This is a genomic window from Kitasatospora albolonga (genome assembly GCF_039535905.1).
GTDB lineage: Bacteria > Actinomycetota > Actinomycetes > Streptomycetales > Streptomycetaceae > Kitasatospora > Kitasatospora albolonga.
The window spans coordinates 90,118-108,845 of the sequence record NZ_BAAAYB010000151.1; the positions used below are offsets into that span (position 1 = coordinate 90,118).

The 18,728-nt window shown below is 71.1% G+C and carries 15 protein-coding genes, 1 tRNA gene and 2 pseudogenes; 10 read left to right on the forward strand and 8 right to left on the reverse strand.

Annotated elements, in window-relative coordinates:
* Positions 1-80: 80 nt before the first annotated feature.
* Positions 81-275, forward strand: coding sequence for a helix-turn-helix transcriptional regulator (locus ABD946_RS38710; RefSeq protein ID WP_345290430.1), 195 nt, complete (start codon positions 81-83; stop codon positions 273-275).
* Positions 276-443: 168 nt separating this feature from the next.
* Positions 444-1,190: an MBL fold metallo-hydrolase gene (locus tag ABD946_RS38715; RefSeq protein WP_345290431.1), complete on the forward strand. Its 747-nt coding sequence runs from the start codon at positions 444-446 to the stop codon at positions 1,188-1,190.
* A gap of 23 nt (positions 1,191-1,213) precedes the next feature.
* Here the strand turns inward: ABD946_RS38715 and ABD946_RS38720 are convergent, their stop codons facing one another.
* From ABD946_RS38720 to ABD946_RS38740, 5 genes and pseudogenes are all read right to left on the reverse strand, one after another.
* Entirely contained in the window at positions 1,214-2,488 is a 1,275-nt protein-coding gene (locus tag ABD946_RS38720) for an LLM class flavin-dependent oxidoreductase (RefSeq protein WP_345290432.1), read from the reverse strand.
* Complete coding sequence (locus tag ABD946_RS38725; protein ID WP_345290433.1) at positions 2,485-3,414, reverse strand: LLM class flavin-dependent oxidoreductase; 930 nt, start codon at positions 3,412-3,414, stop codon at positions 2,485-2,487. The genes ABD946_RS38720 and ABD946_RS38725 overlap by 4 nt, the downstream gene beginning before the upstream one ends.
* A 238-nt stretch (positions 3,415-3,652) precedes the next feature.
* Complete coding sequence (locus tag ABD946_RS38730) at positions 3,653-4,903, reverse strand: PTS transporter subunit EIIC (RefSeq protein WP_345290434.1); 1,251 nt, start codon at positions 4,901-4,903, stop codon at positions 3,653-3,655.
* A 288-nt stretch (positions 4,904-5,191) separates the two neighbouring features.
* A pseudogene (locus ABD946_RS38735) lies at positions 5,192-6,429 on the reverse strand (PTS transporter subunit EIIC).
* 242 nt (positions 6,430-6,671) lie between these two features.
* A pseudogene (locus tag ABD946_RS38740) lies at positions 6,672-7,959 on the reverse strand (PTS transporter subunit EIIC).
* A 343-nt stretch (positions 7,960-8,302) separates the two neighbouring features.
* Here ABD946_RS38740 and ABD946_RS38745 point away from each other — a divergent pair.
* The 4 genes from ABD946_RS38745 to rdgB all read left to right on the forward strand — a co-directional run bounded on the left by ABD946_RS38745 (position 8,303) and on the right by rdgB (position 10,533).
* On the forward strand, positions 8,303-8,536 hold the full coding sequence (locus tag ABD946_RS38745; RefSeq protein WP_345290435.1) for a PTS sugar transporter subunit IIB: 234 nt from the start codon (positions 8,303-8,305) through the stop codon (positions 8,534-8,536).
* A 111-nt stretch (positions 8,537-8,647) separates the two neighbouring features.
* Positions 8,648-9,382 (forward strand): ribonuclease PH, encoded by a 735-nt coding sequence (gene rph, locus ABD946_RS38750; RefSeq protein ID WP_345290436.1) that lies wholly within the window; start codon positions 8,648-8,650, stop codon positions 9,380-9,382.
* Positions 9,383-9,477: 95 nt separating this feature from the next.
* Positions 9,478-9,864 (forward strand): hypothetical protein, encoded by a 387-nt coding sequence (locus tag ABD946_RS38755; RefSeq protein WP_345290437.1) that lies wholly within the window; start codon positions 9,478-9,480, stop codon positions 9,862-9,864.
* Positions 9,865-9,924: 60 nt separating this feature from the next.
* On the forward strand, positions 9,925-10,533 hold the full coding sequence (gene rdgB, locus ABD946_RS38760; RefSeq protein ID WP_345290438.1) for an RdgB/HAM1 family non-canonical purine NTP pyrophosphatase: 609 nt from the start codon (positions 9,925-9,927) through the stop codon (positions 10,531-10,533).
* Positions 10,534-10,620: 87 nt separating this feature from the next.
* On the opposite strand, the gene ABD946_RS38765 is transcribed toward rdgB, so the two are convergent.
* Positions 10,621-10,703, reverse strand: a tRNA-Leu gene (locus ABD946_RS38765).
* 498 nt (positions 10,704-11,201) lie between these two features.
* On the opposite strand from ABD946_RS38765, the gene ABD946_RS38770 reads away from it, so the two are divergent.
* Positions 11,202-13,559 carry a chitinase C-terminal domain-containing protein gene (locus ABD946_RS38770; protein ID WP_345290460.1) on the forward strand — a complete coding sequence of 786 codons (2,358 nt, stop codon included), beginning with the start codon at positions 11,202-11,204 and terminating at the stop codon, positions 13,557-13,559.
* Positions 13,560-13,647: 88 nt separating this feature from the next.
* Here the strand turns inward: ABD946_RS38770 and bcp are convergent, their stop codons facing one another.
* Positions 13,648-14,124 (reverse strand): thioredoxin-dependent thiol peroxidase, encoded by a 477-nt coding sequence (gene bcp / locus ABD946_RS38775; RefSeq protein WP_345290439.1) that lies wholly within the window; start codon positions 14,122-14,124, stop codon positions 13,648-13,650.
* A 144-nt stretch (positions 14,125-14,268) separates the two neighbouring features.
* Between bcp and ABD946_RS38780 the strand changes: the two genes are divergently transcribed.
* Together ABD946_RS38780 and ABD946_RS38785 are read left to right on the forward strand one after the other, a co-directional pair.
* Entirely contained in the window at positions 14,269-14,616 is a 348-nt protein-coding gene (locus ABD946_RS38780; protein WP_345290440.1) for a DUF3618 domain-containing protein, read from the forward strand.
* 176 nt (positions 14,617-14,792) lie between these two features.
* The gene (locus ABD946_RS38785) at positions 14,793-15,095 is read left to right on the forward strand and encodes a GroES family chaperonin (RefSeq protein ID WP_345290461.1); all 303 of its coding nucleotides are present in this window, start codon (positions 14,793-14,795) and stop codon (positions 15,093-15,095) included.
* Here ABD946_RS38785 and ABD946_RS38790 read toward each other — a convergent pair.
* A complete protein-coding gene (locus ABD946_RS38790; protein ID WP_345290441.1) occupies positions 15,086-17,491 on the reverse strand; it encodes a transglycosylase domain-containing protein in 2,406 nt (801 codons plus the stop codon). The two genes, ABD946_RS38785 and ABD946_RS38790, sit on opposite strands and share 10 nt — an antisense overlap.
* 336 nt (positions 17,492-17,827) lie before the next feature.
* On the opposite strand from ABD946_RS38790, the gene ABD946_RS38795 reads away from it, so the two are divergent.
* Positions 17,828-18,676 carry an ABC transporter permease gene (locus ABD946_RS38795; protein WP_345290442.1) on the forward strand — a complete coding sequence of 283 codons (849 nt, stop codon included), beginning with the start codon at positions 17,828-17,830 and terminating at the stop codon, positions 18,674-18,676.
* Positions 18,677-18,728 lie beyond the last annotated feature (52 nt).

Genomic DNA, 18,728 nt, shown 5'->3' on the forward strand with positions numbered 1-18,728 from the left:
GAGTCCGTTCCGCACTAAAGATCCTCGTTGGGCCGGAAAAGCTGACCACGGAAGATCAGCCGCACCTGAAGGTGGCCCAGATGTCCTTTTGCAGCCGCGAGTTGTGGTCCTACTCGGAGATCGCCCGGCACATCAACGTCCAGCCCGACACGGTCCGCAACTACCGCCGCCACGGCCTGCTGCCCGACCCGGACGTGGTGGACGGCAGCGGCCACCCGCGCTGGTTCGCGGAGACCATCCGGGCCTGGGCCCGCAACCGCCCGGGGAACCGGTGACGCCCCGTCCGCCGTCGGCGGCCCGTTCTGGTGACATCAGCCACAGCACGGCACGGGGACGGGGGCAAAGTGACGTCCGGCCCTTACTCTCGTCAGGCAGCCCGGCCACCGCCAGTCGGTGGGCGTCCGGGGCTCGGACCATGACCAGACGGGGTGGAGGGGCTCGGCATGAAACTGACCGTGGTGGGGTGCTCGGGGAGCTTCCCCTCGGCCGAGTCCCCCTGCTCCAGTTACCTGGTCGAGGCCGACGGCTACCGGGTCCTGCTGGACCTCGGCAACGGCGCGCTCGGCGCGCTGCAGAAGTACGCCGGGCTCTACGAGATCGACGCCATCCTGCTCAGCCACCTGCACGCCGATCACTGCATCGACCTCTGCGCCTACTGGGTGGCCCGCAACTACCGCATGGAGGGCTGCCCGGACCCGGTGCCGGTGTACGGCCCGACCGGCACCGCCGAGCGGCTGGCGCGCGCCTACGACATGCCCGAACAGCCGGGCATGACCGAGGTGTTCGACTTCCACACGCTCGCCGAGGGCAGCTTCGAGCTCGGCCCGCTGCGGATCACGGTGGCCCGGGTGAACCACCCGGTGGAGGCCTTCGCCTTCCGGATCGAGCACGAGGGCCGCAGCCTGGTCTACTCCGGGGACACCGGCGAGTGCCCGGAGCTGGTCGAACTCGCCCGGGGCACCGAGCTGTTCCTCTGCGAGGCGGCCTACACGGACGGCAAGGAGACCTTCGCGGCGGTCCACCTGAACGGCCGCGAGGCCGGGCAGCACGCGGCCGCCGCCGGGGTCGGCCGGCTGGTGCTCACCCACATCCCGCCGTGGACCGACCCCGAGGTCAACCGCCGGGACGCCCAGGCCGCCTTCGCCGGACCGGTCGAGGTGGCCCGCCCCGGCGCCGTCTACCAGCTCTGACGGCGCCGGGCGCCCGGCGGGGGTCAGGGGCTGCCGGTCAGCCGCTCCCGCAGCGTCCCCACCGGATACTCGGTGCGGTGCACGCCGCGCCGCTGGAGCAGCGGCACCACGTGCTCGACGAAGTCGTCCAGCCCGCCCGGCGTCAGGTGCGGGATCAGGATGAAGCCGTCCGCCGCGTCGCGCTGGACGTGCTCGTCCAGGGCGGCGGCCACCGACTCGGGCGTGCCGACGAAGGAGTGGCGGCCGCTCAGCTCGATCACCACCTCGCGCGAGCTGAGCCCCTTCTCGGTGGCCAGCTTCCGGTAACGGGCCGCGAGTTCGAGGGGGTCGCCGAGCCGGGTGCGGCCCTGGACCAGGGCGGAGCCGACCACCGGGTCGGCGGCCGGGAGCGGGCCGTCCGGATCGTGGTCGGAGAGGTCGAGGCCCCAGATCTGCTCCAGGTGGGCCAGCGCGGTGCGCGGGCCGACCTGCTGACGGCGGATCAGCGCCGAGCGCTCGGCGGCCTCCGCCTCGGTGGAGCCGAGCACGAAGGTCACCCCCGGCATGATCTTCAGCTGCTCCGGCCGCCTCCCGTACGCCGCCAGCCGCCGCTTCACGTCGGCGTGGAAGGCCCGGCCGGCCTCCGGGGTGGAGTGCCGGCTGAACACCACGTCGGCGTGGGCGGCGGCGAACTCCCGCCCCTCGTCCGAGTCCCCGGCCTGGATGATCACCGGCCGTCCCTGCGGCGAGGGCGGCAGCGGCCCTGCGCCCTCGACGGTGAACTGCGGCCTGGAGTGGAGCACCACCCTGCCGTCCGAGGCCCAGAACTCCGAGGCCAGCTGGACGAACTCCTCGGCCCGGCGGTACCGGTCGGAGTGGTCCAGGTAGCCGCCCCGGCGGAAGTTCGCGCCGGTGAAGGCGTCGTTGGAGGTGACCACGTTCCAGGCCGCCCGGCCGTCCGAGAGGAAGTCCAGGGAGGCCAGCCGGCGGGCGAGTTCGTACGGCTCGTTGAAGGTGGCGCTGACCGTGGCGGCCAGACCGAGGTGGGTGGTGACGGCGGCCAGCGCGTTCAGCACGGTGATCGACTCGGGGCGGCCGAGCACGTCCAGGTCGTGGATGCGGCCGTTCACCTCGCGCAGCCGCAGGCCCTCGGCGAGGAAGAAGAAGTCGAACAGGCCGCGCTCGGCGGTGCGGGCCAGCTCGCGGAAGGAGCTGAACTCGATCTGGCTCCGGGAGGCCGGATCGGCCCAGACGGTGGTGTTGTTGACGCCGGGGAAGTGCGCGGCGAGGTGCACCTGCTTCTTCTGGCGCGCACTCATCGGGCCACCCCCGCGGTGGCGGCGTAACGGGAGACCGGACGGGCCAGGCCGAGCCGGTCCCGCAGGGTCCCGCGGCGGCCGCTGCCGGCCGCCGTGGCGTCGATGAACTCCCGCAGGTCGGCGGGCAGATGACGCGGCACCAGGTGGAGGCCGTCCACCGCGCCGGCCCAGTCGGCCGGGCGGACGCCGGGGGAGACCCGGGCCAGCACCAGCAGGTCGCGCCCGGCGGCGGTGCGCAGCGCGGCCCGGGCGGTGGCGGCGGTCTGCGGGGAGGGCGCGTCCAGCAGCACCAGGTCGGCCTGGTGGAGCGCCAACTCCCGTCGGGCGCCGGTCTCCTGGTGGTCGAGCCGGACCGCCACCACCGGACGGCCCTGCGGCGGGCGCGGGGTGATCGAGGGGCCCTTGACCGAGAACCACCGGCCCTCGAAGTCCGCGTAGTGCAGCTTCTCCCGGTCGACGAAGCGGCCGGTGGCCAGGTCGCGGATCTCCGCGTCGTCCTCCCAGCTGTCCCAGAGCCGGGCGGCCACCTCGACGGCGTCGGCGGCCTCCTGCCAGAGCTCCTCGACGGGCAGCACCGCCCGGCGGCCGAAGGCCCTGGCCTCCTCCTCGGTGGCCGAGACGTCGACCAGCCAGCCGGCCCGGCCCTCGCTCACCCAGTCCAGGGTGTTCACCGCGAGCGAGGTGTGGAAGGGCTCGGTGTGGGTGGTGGTGACGGTCGGGACGAGCCCGATCCGCGAGGTGGCGGGGGCGACCCGGGCGAACACCGCGAGGGCGTCCAGCAGGTTGGAGCCGGGGGCGAGCGAGTCGTCCAGGGTGACGAAGTCCAGCCCGCCGCGCTCGGCGAGCAGGGCGAGTTCGGTGTAGTGCGCGGCGGTCAGCGGCCCGGGGCCGTCCAGACCGGAGGAGAGCAGCAGGGAGTGGGGCACGGCGGGGCCTCGGCCTTCCGGAGGTGGTGTCGTGTCTGGGCTGGGATCAACCGCAGCGACGACACGCCGCCGACCACACGCGACCGAAGTCGATGTGGTCGCGGGTCACCAGGAAGCACGAGGCGCGCATGCCCCCAGTGGACCAGCGGTCCTGGCGGCCCGTCAACCTCCGTCCACAACGCACCGACCCCGACCGGCAGTTGCCGGTCGGGGTCGGTGGGGTGGAGCGGGGGCCGGATCAGGCCTTGGTGATGTCCTCGATCTCGGCGTCGTCCTCGCGACCGGGGGTCTTGAGGTCGAACTTCACGATCGCCCAGCGGAACAGGACGTAGTAGAGGGCCGCGAAGACCAGGCCGATCGGGATGATCAGCAGCGGCGAGCTGGCCTTGGAGTAGGCCAGGCCGAAGTCGATCAGACCGGCGGAGAAGGTGAAGCCGACCTTCACGCCGAGCGCCCAGGTGACGGCCATCGAGACGGCGGTCAGCACCGCGTGGATCACGTACAGCGCGGGGGCGATGAAGACGAAGGCGAACTCGATCGGCTCGGTCACACCGGTGACGAAGGAGGTCAGCGCGAGCGACATCATCATGCCCATCACGGCGGCGCGGCGCTCGGGCTTGGCGGCGTGCGCGATGGCCAGCGCGGCGGCGGGCAGCGCGAACATCATGATGGGGAAGAAGCCGGAGGTGAACTGACCGGCCGTCGGGTCGCCGGCGAAGAAGCGGGTGATGTCACCGTGCACGACGGTGCCGTCGGCCTTGGTGTAGTCACCGGTCTGGAACCAGGCGTACGAGTTGACGAACTGGTGCATGCCGACCGGCAGCAGACCGCGGTTGATCAGACCGAAGGCGCCGGCGCCGAGCGCGCCCGCACCGATCAGGGTGTCGTTCAGGCTGGCGATCGCGTCGCCGATCGGGCCCCAGCAGAGCGCGAAGAACACGCCGACGGCGGTGCCGACGAAGGCCATGATGATCGGGACCAGGCGGCGGCCGTTGAAGAAGCCGAGCCAGTCGACCAGCTTGGTGCGGTGGTACTTCTGCCACAGGATCGCGCTCAGCAGGCCGATCACGATGCCGCCGAGCACGCCCGGGTTCTGGTAGGTGGGGGCGACCCACTTGCCGTCGGCGATGTGGCCCTCGGTGATCGGGAACGCGGTGAGCACGTTCTTGTAGACCAGGAAGCCGACCAGCGCGGCGAGCGCGGTGGAGCCGTCGGCCTTCTTCGCGAAGCCGATCGCGATGCCCACCGCGAAGAGCAGCGGCAGGTTGGCGAAGACGGCGTCACCGGCGGTCAGGAAGACGGCGGCGACCTTGCCCCAGCCGAGGCCGTCCTTGCCGAACACGTCGTCCTGGCCGAGGCGGAGCAGCAGACCCGCGGCCGGGAGGACGGCGATCGGGAGCTGGAGGCTGCGGCCGATCTTCTGCAGGCCCTGGAGCAGGCTCTGCCCGGCCTTCTTGGCCGGGGACGGCGCCGTTGCTGTCGTGGTCATGGGGGTGGTTCCTCAACGTCAGGGCGGGTCGGTCGGGGGCGGTGCATCGGGGGCCGAACCGCGAACTGGTCTACACCACTAGTGGTGTAGACCAGTTTTCTAGCACGGGCGGAGGAGCCTCGGTACCCCCGGGTGCCGCGCAGGTGGGAAGCGCTATGAAATCGAAACCTTCTTTTGGATTGGTGATCATGGTTACCCGCCGTAATCGCGATTTTGGCGAGTTGCGCAACAAAAAGGCCCGCTCCGGGTGGGGGTTCCACCGGGAGCGGGCCGCGGGCTGAGGGGGTGTCAGTCCTTGGTGATGTCCTCGATCTCGTCCTCGGGCTCGCGGCCCGGGGTGGTGAGGTTGAACTTGGTGATCGCGAAGCGGAAGAGCCGTAGTAGAGCGCCGCGAAGCAGAGTCCGATCGGGATGATCATCCAGGGCTTGGTGGCGAGGTTCCAGTTCAGCGCGTAGTCGATCAGGCCGGCCGAGAAGCTGAAGCCGTCGTGCACCCCGAGTGCCCAGGTGAGCGCCATCGAGAGGCCGGTGAGCAGTGCGTGGATCACGTACAGCACCGGGGCGATGAACATGAAGGAGAACTCGATCGGCTCGGTGACGCCGGTGATGAAGCTGGTCAGCGCGACCGAGACCATCATCCCCATCACGGCCTTGCGGCGTTCCGGACGGGCGCAGTGCGCGATGGCGATGGCGGCGGCCGGGAGGCCGAACATCATGATCGGGAAGAAGCCGGACATGAACTGACCCGCCGTCGGGTCACCGTGGAAGAAGCGCGGGATGTCGCCGACCCAGGTGTGGCCGGAGGCGTCGGTGAAGCTGCCCACCTGCTGCTGGAAGAAGGTGTTGAGGAACTGGTGCATGCCGATCGGGATCAGCATCCGGTTGGCCACGCCGTAGATTCCGGCGCCCGCCGAGCCGAGGCCGACCAGCCAGTCGCTCGCGTTGGTCAGGCCGGTGCCGATCGGGCCCCAGGCCAGGCCGACCACCACGCCGACCAGGGTGCCGACGAAGGCCATGATGATCGGGACCAGTCGGCGGCCGTTGAAGAAGCCGAGCCAGTCGACCAGCTTGGTGCGGTGGTACTTCTGCCACAGGATCGCGCTCAGCAGGCCGATCACGATGCCGCCGAACACCCCGGGGTTCTGTGGTGACCCCTTGGGCAGTGCCTCGGTGACGGTGCCGGCCATCGGAAAGGCCGTCAGGACGTTGTGGAACACCAGGTAGCCGACCAGGGCGGCGAGTGCGGTGGAGCCGTCCGCCTTCTTGGCGTAGCCGATCGCCACGCCGACGCAGAACAGCAGCGGCAGGTTGGCGAAGACGGCGTCGCCCGCGGTCGCGAAGACCGTGGCCACCTTGCCCCAGCCGAGGCCGTCCTTGCCGAAGACGTCGTCCTGGCCGAGGCGGAGCAGGATGCCGGCGGCCGGCAGTACGGCGACCGGGAGCTGGAGGCTGCGTCCGATCTTCTGGAGACCTTGCAGGAGGCCGGCTCCGGGCCTCTTCGCCGGTGCGGCGGCGGTCGTGCTCATGGGCTGTCCTTCGGGCGGTGGGCGGCGTTGCGCACCGATCGGTGATCGGCCGATTGGTCTACACCAGTGGGGTGCGAAAACTTTTCTAACACGCCGTTTAAGTCCGGAGGAAATAACTGCGACACTTCTGGTTTTGCCAATTCCGGCGTGAATTCCGCCAGGGCACTTGGTCCCTTCTCCGGCATGCCGAAAGGCCCCCGGACCGGTGGGTCCGAGGGCCTTTCGGGCGGATTGACGGAGGGTCAGGCCTTGGTGACGTCCTCGACCTCGTCCTCGTCCTCGCGCCCGGGGGTCTTGAGGTCGAACTTGATGATGACGAAGCGGAAGACCACGTAGTAGACCACCGCGAAGCAGAGCCCGATCGGGATGATCATCCAGGGCTTGGTGGCCAGGCTCCAGTTGATGACGTAGTCGATCAGGCCGGCCGAGAAGGAGAAGCCGTCGTGCACGCCGAGGCCCCAGGTGACCGCCATCGAGACGCCGGTGAGGATCGCGTGCAGCGCGTACAGCGCCGCGGGCGATGTAGGCGAAGGAGTACTCCAGCGGCTCGGTGACGCCGGTGACGAAGGAGGTCAGGCCGACCGAGAGCATCAGGCCGGTGATCTCCTTGCGGCGGTGCGGCTTGGCGCAGTGCGCGATGGCCAGGGCGGCTGCCGGGAGGGCGAACATCATGATCGGAAGAAGCCGGAGGTGAACTGACCGGCCGTCGGGTCGCCCGCCAGGAAGCGGTTGATGTCGCCGTTCACCACGGTGCCGTCCGGCTTGGTGAAGGAGCCGAACTGGAACCAGAGGAAGGTGTTCAGCAGCTGGTGCATGCCGATCAGCAGCAGGGCGCGGTTGGCGAGGCCGAAGATGCCGGAGCCCACCGCGTCCAGGTCGAGAGCCACTCGGAGAAGGAGTTGAGCGCGTCGCCGATCGGCGGCCAGACCCAGAGGCAGAGGCAGGCGAAGGCCAGGCCATCACGGCGGTGATCATCGGGACCAGGCGGCGGCCGTTGAAGAAGCCGAGCCAGTCGACCAGCTTGACCCGGTGGTAGCGGACCCAGAGCCAGGCCGACATCAGCCCGATCGCGATGCCGCCCAGCACGCCGGGGTTCTGGTAGACCGCGTTGGACGACTTCTGGGCGGCGTAGTCCACGCACTGGTTGCCGACCAGCTTGGCCGCGCCGGTGCAGTCCTCGGGGAAGGCGGCGAGGACGTTGAAGTAGACCAGGAAGCCGACCACCGCGGCCAGCGCGGTGGAACCGTCGGCCTTCTTCGCCATGCCGATCGCCACGCCGATGCAGAACAGCAGCGGCAGGCCGAGGGTGGAGCTGAGCAGCGCGCCGCCGGCGGACGCGAAGACCTTGGCCACGTTGTCCCAGCCGAGGCCGTCGGCGCCGAACACGTCGGGCTGGCCGATCCGGTTGAGCAGGCCGGCGGCGGGGAGCACGGCCACCGGGAGCTGGAGGCTGCGGCCCATCTTCTGGAGGCCGCCGTACAGGCCGTGCCACCACTGTCTCTGCGGAACTGCCGCGCCTGCCGAACTCATCATCGTCCTCCGAGTGCCGAACCGGTCCGGGCAGGAACACCGGAGGGCGTCGGCGCGTTGTCCGAAGTGCACCTAATATTGGTGTAGACCACTTCTGGCACTGCGGGTCCGACGGGTCCGAGTTCCCACTGATCGTCATCCTCGGGTGATCATCGGCGGCGCGCGCGTCGTGCTCGGCCAAAAGTGGACTAACGTGACAAGTCGGTCGGAATCGGGCGATGCTGTCCGGGTGCCGTCATGGGCGCGGCATCTGAGCCCGCGTCACTTTCCGGCCACTGCCACCAGCACCGAGCGGTACGGCTCCGGGCACAGCCGCCGGGGGCCGAGACAGAGGGAGAAGGACATGGCCAGCAAGGCTGAGAAGATCGTCGCCGGTCTCGGCGGGATCGACAACATCGAAGAGGTCGAGGGCTGCATCACCCGCCTCCGCACCGAGGTCAAGGACTCCTCCCTGGTCGACGAGGCCGCGCTGAAGGCAGCCGGCGCCCACGGCGTCGTCAAGATGGGCACCGCGATCCAGGTCGTCATCGGCACCGACGCCGACCCGATCGCCGCCGACATCGAGGACATGATGTGAGCTGAGACCCCCTCAGGTCTCCGATCACCGCTCCGGCCCGTCACCCCGTCAGGGGGTCGACGGGCCTCAGCGTTTCCGGGTGGGGCGCCCGCAGCGGATAGGCTCGGGACCATGTCTCGCATCGACGGCCGCACGCCCGATCAGCTCCGCCCGGTCACCATCGAACGCGGATGGAGCAAGCACGCCGAAGGCTCCGTCCTGGTCTCCTACGGGGACACCAAGGTGCTCTGCACCGCCAGCGTCACCGAGGGCGTGCCGCGCTGGCGCAAGGGCAGCGGCGAGGGCTGGGTCACCGCCGAGTACGCCATGCTGCCCCGGGCCACCAACACCCGCGGCGACCGCGAGTCGGTCCGCGGCAAGATCGGCGGCCGCACCCACGAGATCAGCCGGCTGATCGGCCGTTCGCTGCGCGCCGTGATCGACCACCGCGCGCTGGCCGAGAACACCATCGTGCTCGACTGCGACGTGCTCCAGGCCGACGGCGGCACCCGCACCGCCGCCATCACCGGGGCCTACGTCGCCCTGGTGGACGCCGTCTCCTGGGCCCGCGAGAAGAAGCTGCTGCGCGCCAAGGGCCAGCCGATCACCGGCGGCGTCAGCGCCGTCAGCGTCGGCATCATCGACGGCGTCCCGATGCTCGACCTCCGCTACGAGGAGGACGTCCGGGCCGAGACCGACATGAACATCGTCTGCACCTCCGACGGCCGCTTCGTCGAGGTCCAGGGCACCGCCGAGGGCGCGCCCTTCGACCGCGCGCTGCTGGACCAGCTGCTCGACCTGGGCACCCTGGGCTGCGCCGAGCTGGACGAGGTCCAGAAGAAGGCGCTGGAGTCGCTCCAGGCCTGACCGTGCGTCGGGACCCGCGGAGCGGACCGGTCCGGGAACCGGGGAGGGCCGTCACTCGTCCTCCCCGGTGCCCGCCCACCCGACCGGAGGACCCGATGCCGTTCAGCACCCACCGCTCCACCGTCCTGTCCGTCGCCGCGCTCGCCCTGCTGCTGCCGCTCGCGGTGGGCTGCTCGGCCGCGCAGAAGGCGCTGGACTGCGGCAACACCGCGGTGACCGTCAGCACCGACATCGCCAACGTGAGCAGCGCCTTCGGGAACGCCCAGAACGACCCGCAGGCGGCCGGCCAGGCGCTGCAGAAGCTCAAGACGGACCTGGACCAGCTGGGCCGCAACTCCAGCGACACCGACGTGGCCAAGGCGGTCACCGACCTCCAGACCCAGGTCGAGAAGCTCCAGCAGGCGGCGAACGGCAAGCAGGTCCCCGACCTCAAGCCGCTCGGCGACGCCGCCGCCAACCTCACCAAGGTCTGCACCGGCTGACGCTCCGTCGAGGACGGGTCGGCGGGCCCCGGGGTCCCTCCCAGACCCTAGGCTGGCCGCATGACTACCCGACGACTCGTCCTCGCCACCCGGAACCGGCACAAGGTGACCGAGCTGCGCGACATCCTCGGTGCGGCCGGCCTCGACGTGGAGCTGGTCGGGGCCGACGCCTACCCGGAGGTCCCGGACGTCCGGGAGACCGGCGTGACCTTCGCGGAGAACGCCCTGCTGAAGGCGCACGCGCTGGCGCGCGCCACCGGCCTGCCCGCCGTCGCCGACGACTCCGGGCTCTGCGTGGACGTGCTGAACGGCGCGCCCGGGATCTTCTCGGCCCGCTGGGCCGGGAAGCACGGCGACGACCGGGCCAACCTCGACCTGCTGCTGGCCCAGCTCTCCGACATCGCCGAGCCGCACCGCGGCGCGCACTTCGCCTGCGCGGCGGCGCTGGCCCTGCCGGACGGCACCGAGCGGGTGGTGGAGGGCCGGCTGCTCGGCACGCTGCGCACCGAGCCGGCCGGCAGCGGCGGCTTCGGCTACGACCCGGTGCTCCAGCCGCTGGGCGAGACCCGGACCTGCGCCGAGCTCACCCCGGACGAGAAGAACGCCATCAGCCACCGGGGCCAGGCCTTCCGCGGGCTCGCGCCGGTGGTCCGGGAGCTGCTCGGCTGAAGCGCCGTCAGGCCCGCGCCGCCCTCTGACGCGACGTGAGAAGGCCCCCGCCTCCGAGTGGTTCGGAGGCGGGGGCCTTCCCCGTTGTGCGGCCTGAGGGATTCGAACCCTCACGAGGTCTCCCTCACGGGCACCTAAAGCCAGCGCGTCTGCCGTTCCGCCAAGGCCGCAGGGTGCTTCGCCGCCATGCTACTTGGCCGGTCGGCCGCCCGGCACCCGCCTTACGGCCGGTACCCGCCGGGCGTGCGCCGGGGCGGCCCGTCGGCGCTGCCGGATCCGGCCACGGCGGCACCCCGGGGCCCGGCCGGGTCACCGTGATCGTCTCGATGCCGCAGCGGTGGCGCGGCGGGCCCGGAACGCCACCGGATGCGAAGCACCACTGGGGCCAAGGGGCCGCGCGCATACGGAAGATGAACGGGTGATGAGGATCACCTGACGGTTCAGGTCTCGGTTCTTCGTCGATTGGTACAGACCTATTGACCTGTGTGGTTCAGACCACATAGCTTCTCGGCAATTCCCCCACAGCGTGCGTTCCCACAGCGCGCGCCGGCACTCTCCCCCTGGAGGAACGAGTGTTGATCCGATCCACGACGGAGCAGCGTCCCACCGCTGCGGGCCGTCGGACGTCCGGCAAGCGCGTGGCCTTCGCCACCTCTGCCGCCGCCGCCATGGCCGGTCTGCTCGTCGCCACGCTCGGCACCGCGCCCTCGCAGGCCGCCGCCGCCGTCGACAACCAGTCCTGTCGCCCCGACGGGATGTACACCACGCCCGGCGTGGACGTCCCGTACTGCAGCGTCTACGACACCGAGGGCCGCGAGAAGATGGGCGCGGACCACCAGCGCCGCATCATCGGCTACTTCACCGGCTGGCGCACCGGCAAGGACGGCACGCCCGCCTACCTGGTGAACAACGTCCCGTGGGACAAGGTCACCCACATCAACTACGCCTTCGGCCACATCGACGGCAGCAACAAGCTCTCGGTCGGTGACGACACCCCGACCAACGAGGCGACCGGCATCACCTTCCCCGGCGTGGCCGGCGCGGAGATGGACCCGACGCTTCCGTACAAGGGTCACTTCAACCTGCTGACCAAGTACAAGAAGCAGTACCCGAACGTCAAGACCCTGATCTCGGTGGGTGGTTGGGCCGAGACCGGCGGCTACTTCGGTGCCGACGGCAAGCGCGTCAACTCGGGCGGCTTCTACTCGACCACGGTCAACGCGGACGGCTCGGTCAACCAGGCCGGCATCAACACCTTCGCGGACTCCTCGGTCGACTTCATCAAGAAGTACGGCTTCAACGGCGTCGACATCGACTACGAGTACGCCACCTCGATGAAGGACGCGGGCAACCCGCTCGACTGGACCACCGCGAACGCCAAGCGCGGCTCGCTGGTCAAGGCCTTCGACGCCCTGCTGAAGACCATGCGCGAGAAGCTGGACCGGGCCGGCGCCGCCGACGGCAAGCACTACATGCTGACCGTCGCCGCTCCGTCCTCCGGGTACCTGCTCCGCGGCATGGAGACGTACCAGATGGCGAAGTACCTGGACTACGTCAACATCATGTCGTACGACCTGCACGGCGCCTGGAACAAGTACGTCGGCCCGAACGCCTCGCTGTTCGACGACGGCAAGGACGCCGAGCTGGCCGCCGCCAACGTGTACGGCACCTCGCAGTACGGCGGCATCGGCTACCTCAACACCGACTGGGCGTACCACTACTTCCGCGGTGCGATGACGGCCGGCCGGATCAACGTCGGCCTCCCGTACTACACCCGCGGCTTCAAGAACGTCACCGGCGGCACCAACGGCCTCTGGGGCACCGCCTCGACCAACACCTGCCCGGCGGGCTCCGGCCTGACCACCTGTGGTGACGGCGCGGTCGGCATCGACAACCTCTGGAACGACAAGGACACCAACGGGGTCGAGTCCCCGGCGGGCTCCAACCCGATGTGGCACGCCAAGAACCTGGAGAAGGGCATCCTGCCCGACTACCTCTCCAAGTACGGCCTGACCGACACCGCGCTCCAGGGCACCTACACCCGCAACTACGACTCGACCCTGGTCGCGCCGTGGCTGTGGAACGCGCAGAAGAAGGTCTTCCTCTCCACCGAGGACGAGCAGTCGGTCGGCGCCAAGGCCGACTACGTCGTGAACAACGGCATCGGCGGCGCGATGATCTGGGAGCTCGCGGGCGACTACAAGTGGGACGCCGCGAAGAACCAGTACGTCCCGGGCTCGACCCTGACCTCGCTGATGTACGACAAGTTCAAGGCCGCCTCCGGCTACGGCGCGACCCGCTCCACCATCGCGCTGCCGAAGCAGACCCTGCCGATCGACATCCAGTTCAACAACTTCGCGCTGGGCGACTCGAACTACCCGATCAGCCCGAAGCTGCAGATCACCAACAACTCCACGGTGACCCTGCCGGGCGGTACCGAGTTCCAGTTCGACTACTCGAGCTCGGCCCCGGGCAACGCCAAGGACTCCTCGGGCTTCGGCCTCACCACGATCCGTCAGGACCACACCGGCAACAACGTCGGCGGCCTGAAGGGCATCTACAACCGGGCCTCGGTCAAGCTGCCGTCCTGGCAGTCGCTGGCCCCGGGTGCCTCGCTCACCATGGACTTCACCTACTACCTGCCGGTCTCGACCCCCGGCAACTGGACCGTGAACGTCGGCGGCACCCTCTACGGCCTGGCCGTGGACCTGACCCGCGGCAGCGGCGGCGCGACCACCTCGCCCTCGCCGAGCACCTCGGCCTCGCCGTCCGCCTCGGCCTCCCCGAGCGCGTCGGCCTCGGCCAGCCCGAGCGCCTCGGCCTCCCCGTCGGCCTCGGCCAGCCCCTCGGCCAGCCAGACCGGCGGCACCTGCACCGCGCCGAGCTGGAGCGCCGGCGCCGTGTACGCCACCACCACCAAGGTGTCCTGGAAGGGTCGCAACTACCAGAACAAGTGGTGGACGACCAACGAGGACCCCTCGACCACCGGTCAGTGGGGCGTGTGGACCGACCTCGGCCCCTGCTGAACTGAGGCGCTGAGGTAACAGACGGCGGTGGCGGTGCACCCGGTCGGGGGGTGCACCGCCACCGCTCCTTCGCGTTCCTGACGGACGGTCAGGCGGTCTCGATCTTCAGGTCGCGCAGCAGCTTGGCGACGTGGCCGGTGGCCTTGACGTTGTAGAGGGCGCGCTCGACCTTGCCCTCCTCGTCGACGATCACGGTGGACCGGATGACGCCCTGGTAGGTGCGGCCGTAGTTGACCTTCTCGCCGTAGGCGGCGTAGGCCTCCAGGACGGCGTGGTCCTCGTCGGCGAGCAGGGTGACCTTGAGGTTCTCGGCCTCGCGGAACTTGCCGAGCTTGGCCGGCTTGTCCGGGGAGATGCCGATCACGTCGTAGCCGGAGCCGGCGAAGACCTCCAGGTTGTCGGTGAAGTCGCAGGCCTGCTTGGTGCAGCCGGGGGTGAGGGCGGCCGGGTAGAAGTAGACGATCACCTTGCGGCCGAGGTGGTCGGCGAGGGAGACCTGGTTGCCGTCGGCGTCCGGCAGGGTGAAGGCGGGGGCGGTGTCGCCGGCCTGAAGGCGCTCGCTCATGGTGGGGCTTCTCCTCGTGCTCGCTCGTGGGTCGTGCCTCGGCCAACCTACCTCCGTTGGTGGGTGGCACTGCGCGGCCCGGGCGGGGAGCTGACAGACTGACACCTGACGTAGCGCAAGACCGAGTGAGAAGGGGTGGCCCGAGTGGGCAAGGCCGGAGCACAGCAGAACGCGGGGCGGTCCACCGCACAGATCGAGGCGGACATCGCGCGCACCCGCACCCAGCTCGCGGCGACCCTGGACGAGCTGGCGGTCCGGGTGCACCCGAGCACCATCGCCGCCCAGACCAAGGCCAAGGTGGCGGGCGCGGTCGAGGAGAAGGCCGGCCGGGCGTACGTGGCCGCCAGTGGTGCGGTGGAGCAGCTCAAGGCGCGGTTCACCGACGAGAAGGGACAGCCGCGCCCGGACCGGATCGTCCCGGCGGCGCTGGTCGGCGTCGGCGTGGTGCTGCTGGTCGCCGCGGTGCGGCGGCGGGGTCGCGGACGCGACTGAGTACGCGGAGCAGGCGGACGGGGTCGGGCCGATCGGGCCCGGCCCCGTCTCCGTGTGCCGGTCCGGCGTCACGCCGGCGCGGGTGTCCGGGTACCGTCGGGGGCGTGAACGAAGAGCTGAACGAGCAGCGGGAACAGACCAGGCACGAGCGTCTGGGCGAGAAGCTGCCGATCAAGATGCTGCACGACCGGGTGCTGGTGAAGACCGAGGGCAGCGAGGGGGAGCGCCGCTCCACCGGCGGCATCCTCATCCCGGCCACCGCCGAGCTGTCCAAGCGCTGCACCTGGGCCGAGGCGGCCGCGGTCGGCCAGAGCGTGCGCTCGGTGGAGCCGGGCGACCGGGTGCTGTACGACCCGGAGGACAAGCTGGAGGTGGAGGTGGGCGGCGCCACCTACGTGCTGCTGCGCGAGCGCGACCTGCACGCGGTGGCGGCCGTCCGTTTCGGTGACGCGGAGGGCTCGACCGGGCTCTACCTCTGAGGGCCTGACGGGGACTCGGGAGCGCGGGCCGCGGCGGCCTCCTGGTCCGCCGGGCCCGGTGCCCGGCTGGTGCCCTGCGCGGGGAGCCGGCTGGGCGGTGCGGCCGGGCCGGTCGCCGTGGCGGAGCCGCTGCCGGACGGCGTGCCGGTGGGGGAGCGGTCCGGGCGCCGGGACGGGGAGAGCGGGGACGAGGGGGAGAGCGGGGCCACCGGGGTCCGGCTCGGGGCCGTCGTGGAGGCCGTCGGCGAGATGGTGGGCGGGGCGGTGGCCGAGGCCGTCGCGGAGGCCGTCGGCGAGGCCGGTTCGGACGGCTGCGCGTTGCCCCGGCTGGGCTGGAGGTCGAACTGCCGCACGGGGGAGCCGCGCAGCGCCCCGGTCATGTAGGCGGTCCAGATCTGGGTGGGGAAGGCCCCGCCGTTGATCCGGCTGTAGCCGGCCGTGCCGGCCAGCGACTCCTTGGCGTGGGTGTCCGGGTTCTCCCTGAACAGGCCGACCACGGTGGCCAGTTCGGGCGTGTACCCGGCGAACCAGGCGGACCGGTTGCTGTCGGTGGTGCCGGTCTTGCCGGCCGCCGGGCGGCGCAGCCCGAGGGCCCGGGCGCCGGTGCCGCCGGGGGCGACGACGTCCTGGAGCACGTCGGTGACGGCGTCGGCGGTGCCCCGGCCGACCGCCTCCCGTGCGGTGTGGGCGGGGAGTTCGGGCAGGTCGGTGTAGCCGCTGGAGCGCTCCAGCTTCAGCACCGCCCACGGGGCGTACGCCTGGCCGTGGTTGGCGAGCGCGGCGTAGGCGGCGGCCAGGTCCACCGCGCTCGGGGTGGCGGTGCCCAGCGTCATCGAGGAGTTGGCCGGGTCCATGCCGGGGGTGGCCGCGGGCAGTCCGAGCCGGACGGCGGTGTCCCGGACCTTCGCCAGCCCGGCGTCCACGCCCTCCTGGGCGTAGACCGAGTTCACCGACTTCACCATGGCGTACCGCAGGGTGATCGAGCCGTAGTCGACGTCGTCCTCGTTGGGCGGGGCGTAGGCGGTCGGGCCGCCGACCACCGGTCGGCGGGTGGAGCCGTCGTAGAGGGCCTGGGTGGTGATCGGCCGCCCGTCCTGGGTGCGGCCGCCCTCCAGCCCGGCCGCCAGGTCGAAGGGCTTGAAGGTGGAGCCGACCTGGTTGTCCTGCCGGAGCGCGTCGTTGTACTGCTGTTTGGCGTAGTCCGGCCCGCCGTACGCGGCCACCAGCTTCCCGGTGGCCGGCTCCACCGAGGCCCCGGCGACCCGGACGTCGGTGTCGGTGCCGGGGCGCGCGGCCGGGTCCAGCTCGCTGGTCAGCTCGTCCTTCACCGCCTGGACGAAGGCGTCCTGCCGGGCCTTGTCGAAGGTGGTGGTGATCCGCCAGCCGCCGGCCTTGAGGGTGGCGGCGTCCAGCACGTCGTTGCCGGTGAGGTAGGAGTCGGCGATCTCCACCAGGTACCCGGCCTGGCCACCGAGGCCGGTGACCGGCTGCGGGTCCAGCGGTTCGGGGAAGGCGGTGGCGGCCCGGGCGGCGGCGTCCAGGAAGCCGAGCGAGACCATGCCGTCCAGCACGTAGTTCCACCGGGCCAGGGCGCGGTCGCGGTTGACCGGGGTGGCGGTCTTCACGTCGTAGGCGCTGGGGGCCTGCAACAGGGCGGCCAGGTAGGCGCCCTGACCGACGCTCAGCCGGGAGACGTCCACCCCGTAGTAGGCCTTGGCGGCGGTCTGGATGCCGTAGGCGTTGCGGCCGAAGTAGCTGGTGTTGAGGTAGCCCTGGAGGATCTCGTCCTTGCTCTGCCGCTGGTCGACCTTGAGCGCGATGAAGAGCTCCCTGACCTTGCGGGAGAGGGTCTGGTCCTGGGTCAGGTAGTAGTTCTTGACGTACTGCTGGGTGATGGTGGAGCCGCCCTGGGTGCCCTTGCCGGTGGCGGTGTTCCACGCCGCCCGCGCCATCCCGCGCAGGTCGACGCCCTTGTTCCGGTAGAAGCTGCGGTCCTCGGCGGAGACCACCGCGTGCTGGGTGTCCAGCGGGATCTGACGGATCGGCACGTCCTGGCGGTTCACCGAGCCGGTGCGGGCCAGTTCGGTGGTGCCGTCGGCGTAGAAGTAGACGTTGCTCTGGGCCACCGCCCGGGTGTTCGGGTCCGGGACGGGGACGATCAGGTAGAGCGTCACGAAGCCGGCCAGGCCGAGCAGCAGCAGGGTGAGCAGGGTGGCGACCACCATCCGCCAGGTGGGCACCAGCCGACGCCACCAGGGCAGGGCCCGGCGGCGCGTCCTGCGGGCCGTGCGCCGGGCGCGACGGCGGTCACGCCGGGAGCCCTCGGCCCGGTCCTCCGACTCCAGGCTGTCGGGGGCCGGTCCGTCGGCGTCTCGGCGCTCCGGCTGCTGGTCCATGGGGGAAGTATGGGCGATTTGACGCTGAATCAGGTGGTTTGACGGGGCGGGCGGGAAGGGGCGGGGCGAGCGGAGCGACGGGTGGAGCGGTGGGCGGCGTGGCGGTCCGGCGGTAAATCGGCTGCGCGGTGCGGGCGTCGGCGGTACGTTGAAAGGTGACAACCCCATAGCGCAGCAGGTCCCAGCGCAGACCACCAGCTCCGCCCGCGACTCCCGGCACCCCCGGGGGCCAGCCGGTCGGAGCCGCTCCGGTCTGCCCCCGGGTGCGTTCCTGCCGCGCACTTCGCCATGCCTCCGCGCGCCCCCGCGCGGACAGAAAAGTCGACAAGGAGACACATGATGCTGCTCGCACAGCGGCTCCGCCCTCCGGATCGGTCGGGCACCGCCCGGCTCTACCTCGGGGTGGCGGCCGGGGCGTTCCGCCGCTACTCGACCTACCGGGCGGCCACCCTGGCCGGGGTCTTCACCAACACCGTCTTCGGCTTCGTCCTCGCCTACACCTTCCTGGCCCTCTGGCAGGCCCGCCCCGGGCTCGGCGGCTACGACGCCGACCGGGCGGTGGCCTACATCTGGGTCAGCCAGTCGCTGCTGATGACCGTCGCGGTCTGGGGCGGCGGTTTCCAGGACGACGTCCAGCAGCGCTTCCGCACCGGCGACATCGCGGTCGACCTCTACCGGCCGGTGGACTTCATGGGCTGGTGGCTGGCGACCGACCTCGGCCGGGCCGGTTTCCAACTGCTCGGCCGGGGCCTGGCGCCCACCGCGATCGGCGCGCTGGCCTTCGGCTTCGCCCTCCCCGTCAGCCCGCTGGTCTGGGCCGCCTTCCTGCTCTCGGTGCTGCTCGCGGTGGTGGTCAGCTTCGGGCTGCGCTTCCTGGTCGCGCTCACCGGCTTCTGGCTGCACGACTCGGAGGGCATCCGCTCGGTGATGGTGGTGGTCGCGATGTTCTTCTCCGGCGCGCTGCTCCCGGTGGTGGTCTACCCCGGCTGGCTGGGCACCCTGGCGACCGTGCTGCCCTGGTCCGGCATGGTGCAGATCCCCACCGACGTCATCCTGGAACGGCGCACCGGCGCCGCCCTGTTCACCGGCCTGGCCTTCCAGCTCGCCTGGGCCGTCGGCCTGCTGGCCCTCGGCAGGGGTGTCCAGCTGCTGGCCACCCGCAAGGTGGTGGTCCAGGGTGGCTGAACTCCTGCTCCCCCGCCAGGGCTTCGCCGCCAAGGCCGCCTGGGCGCTGCGC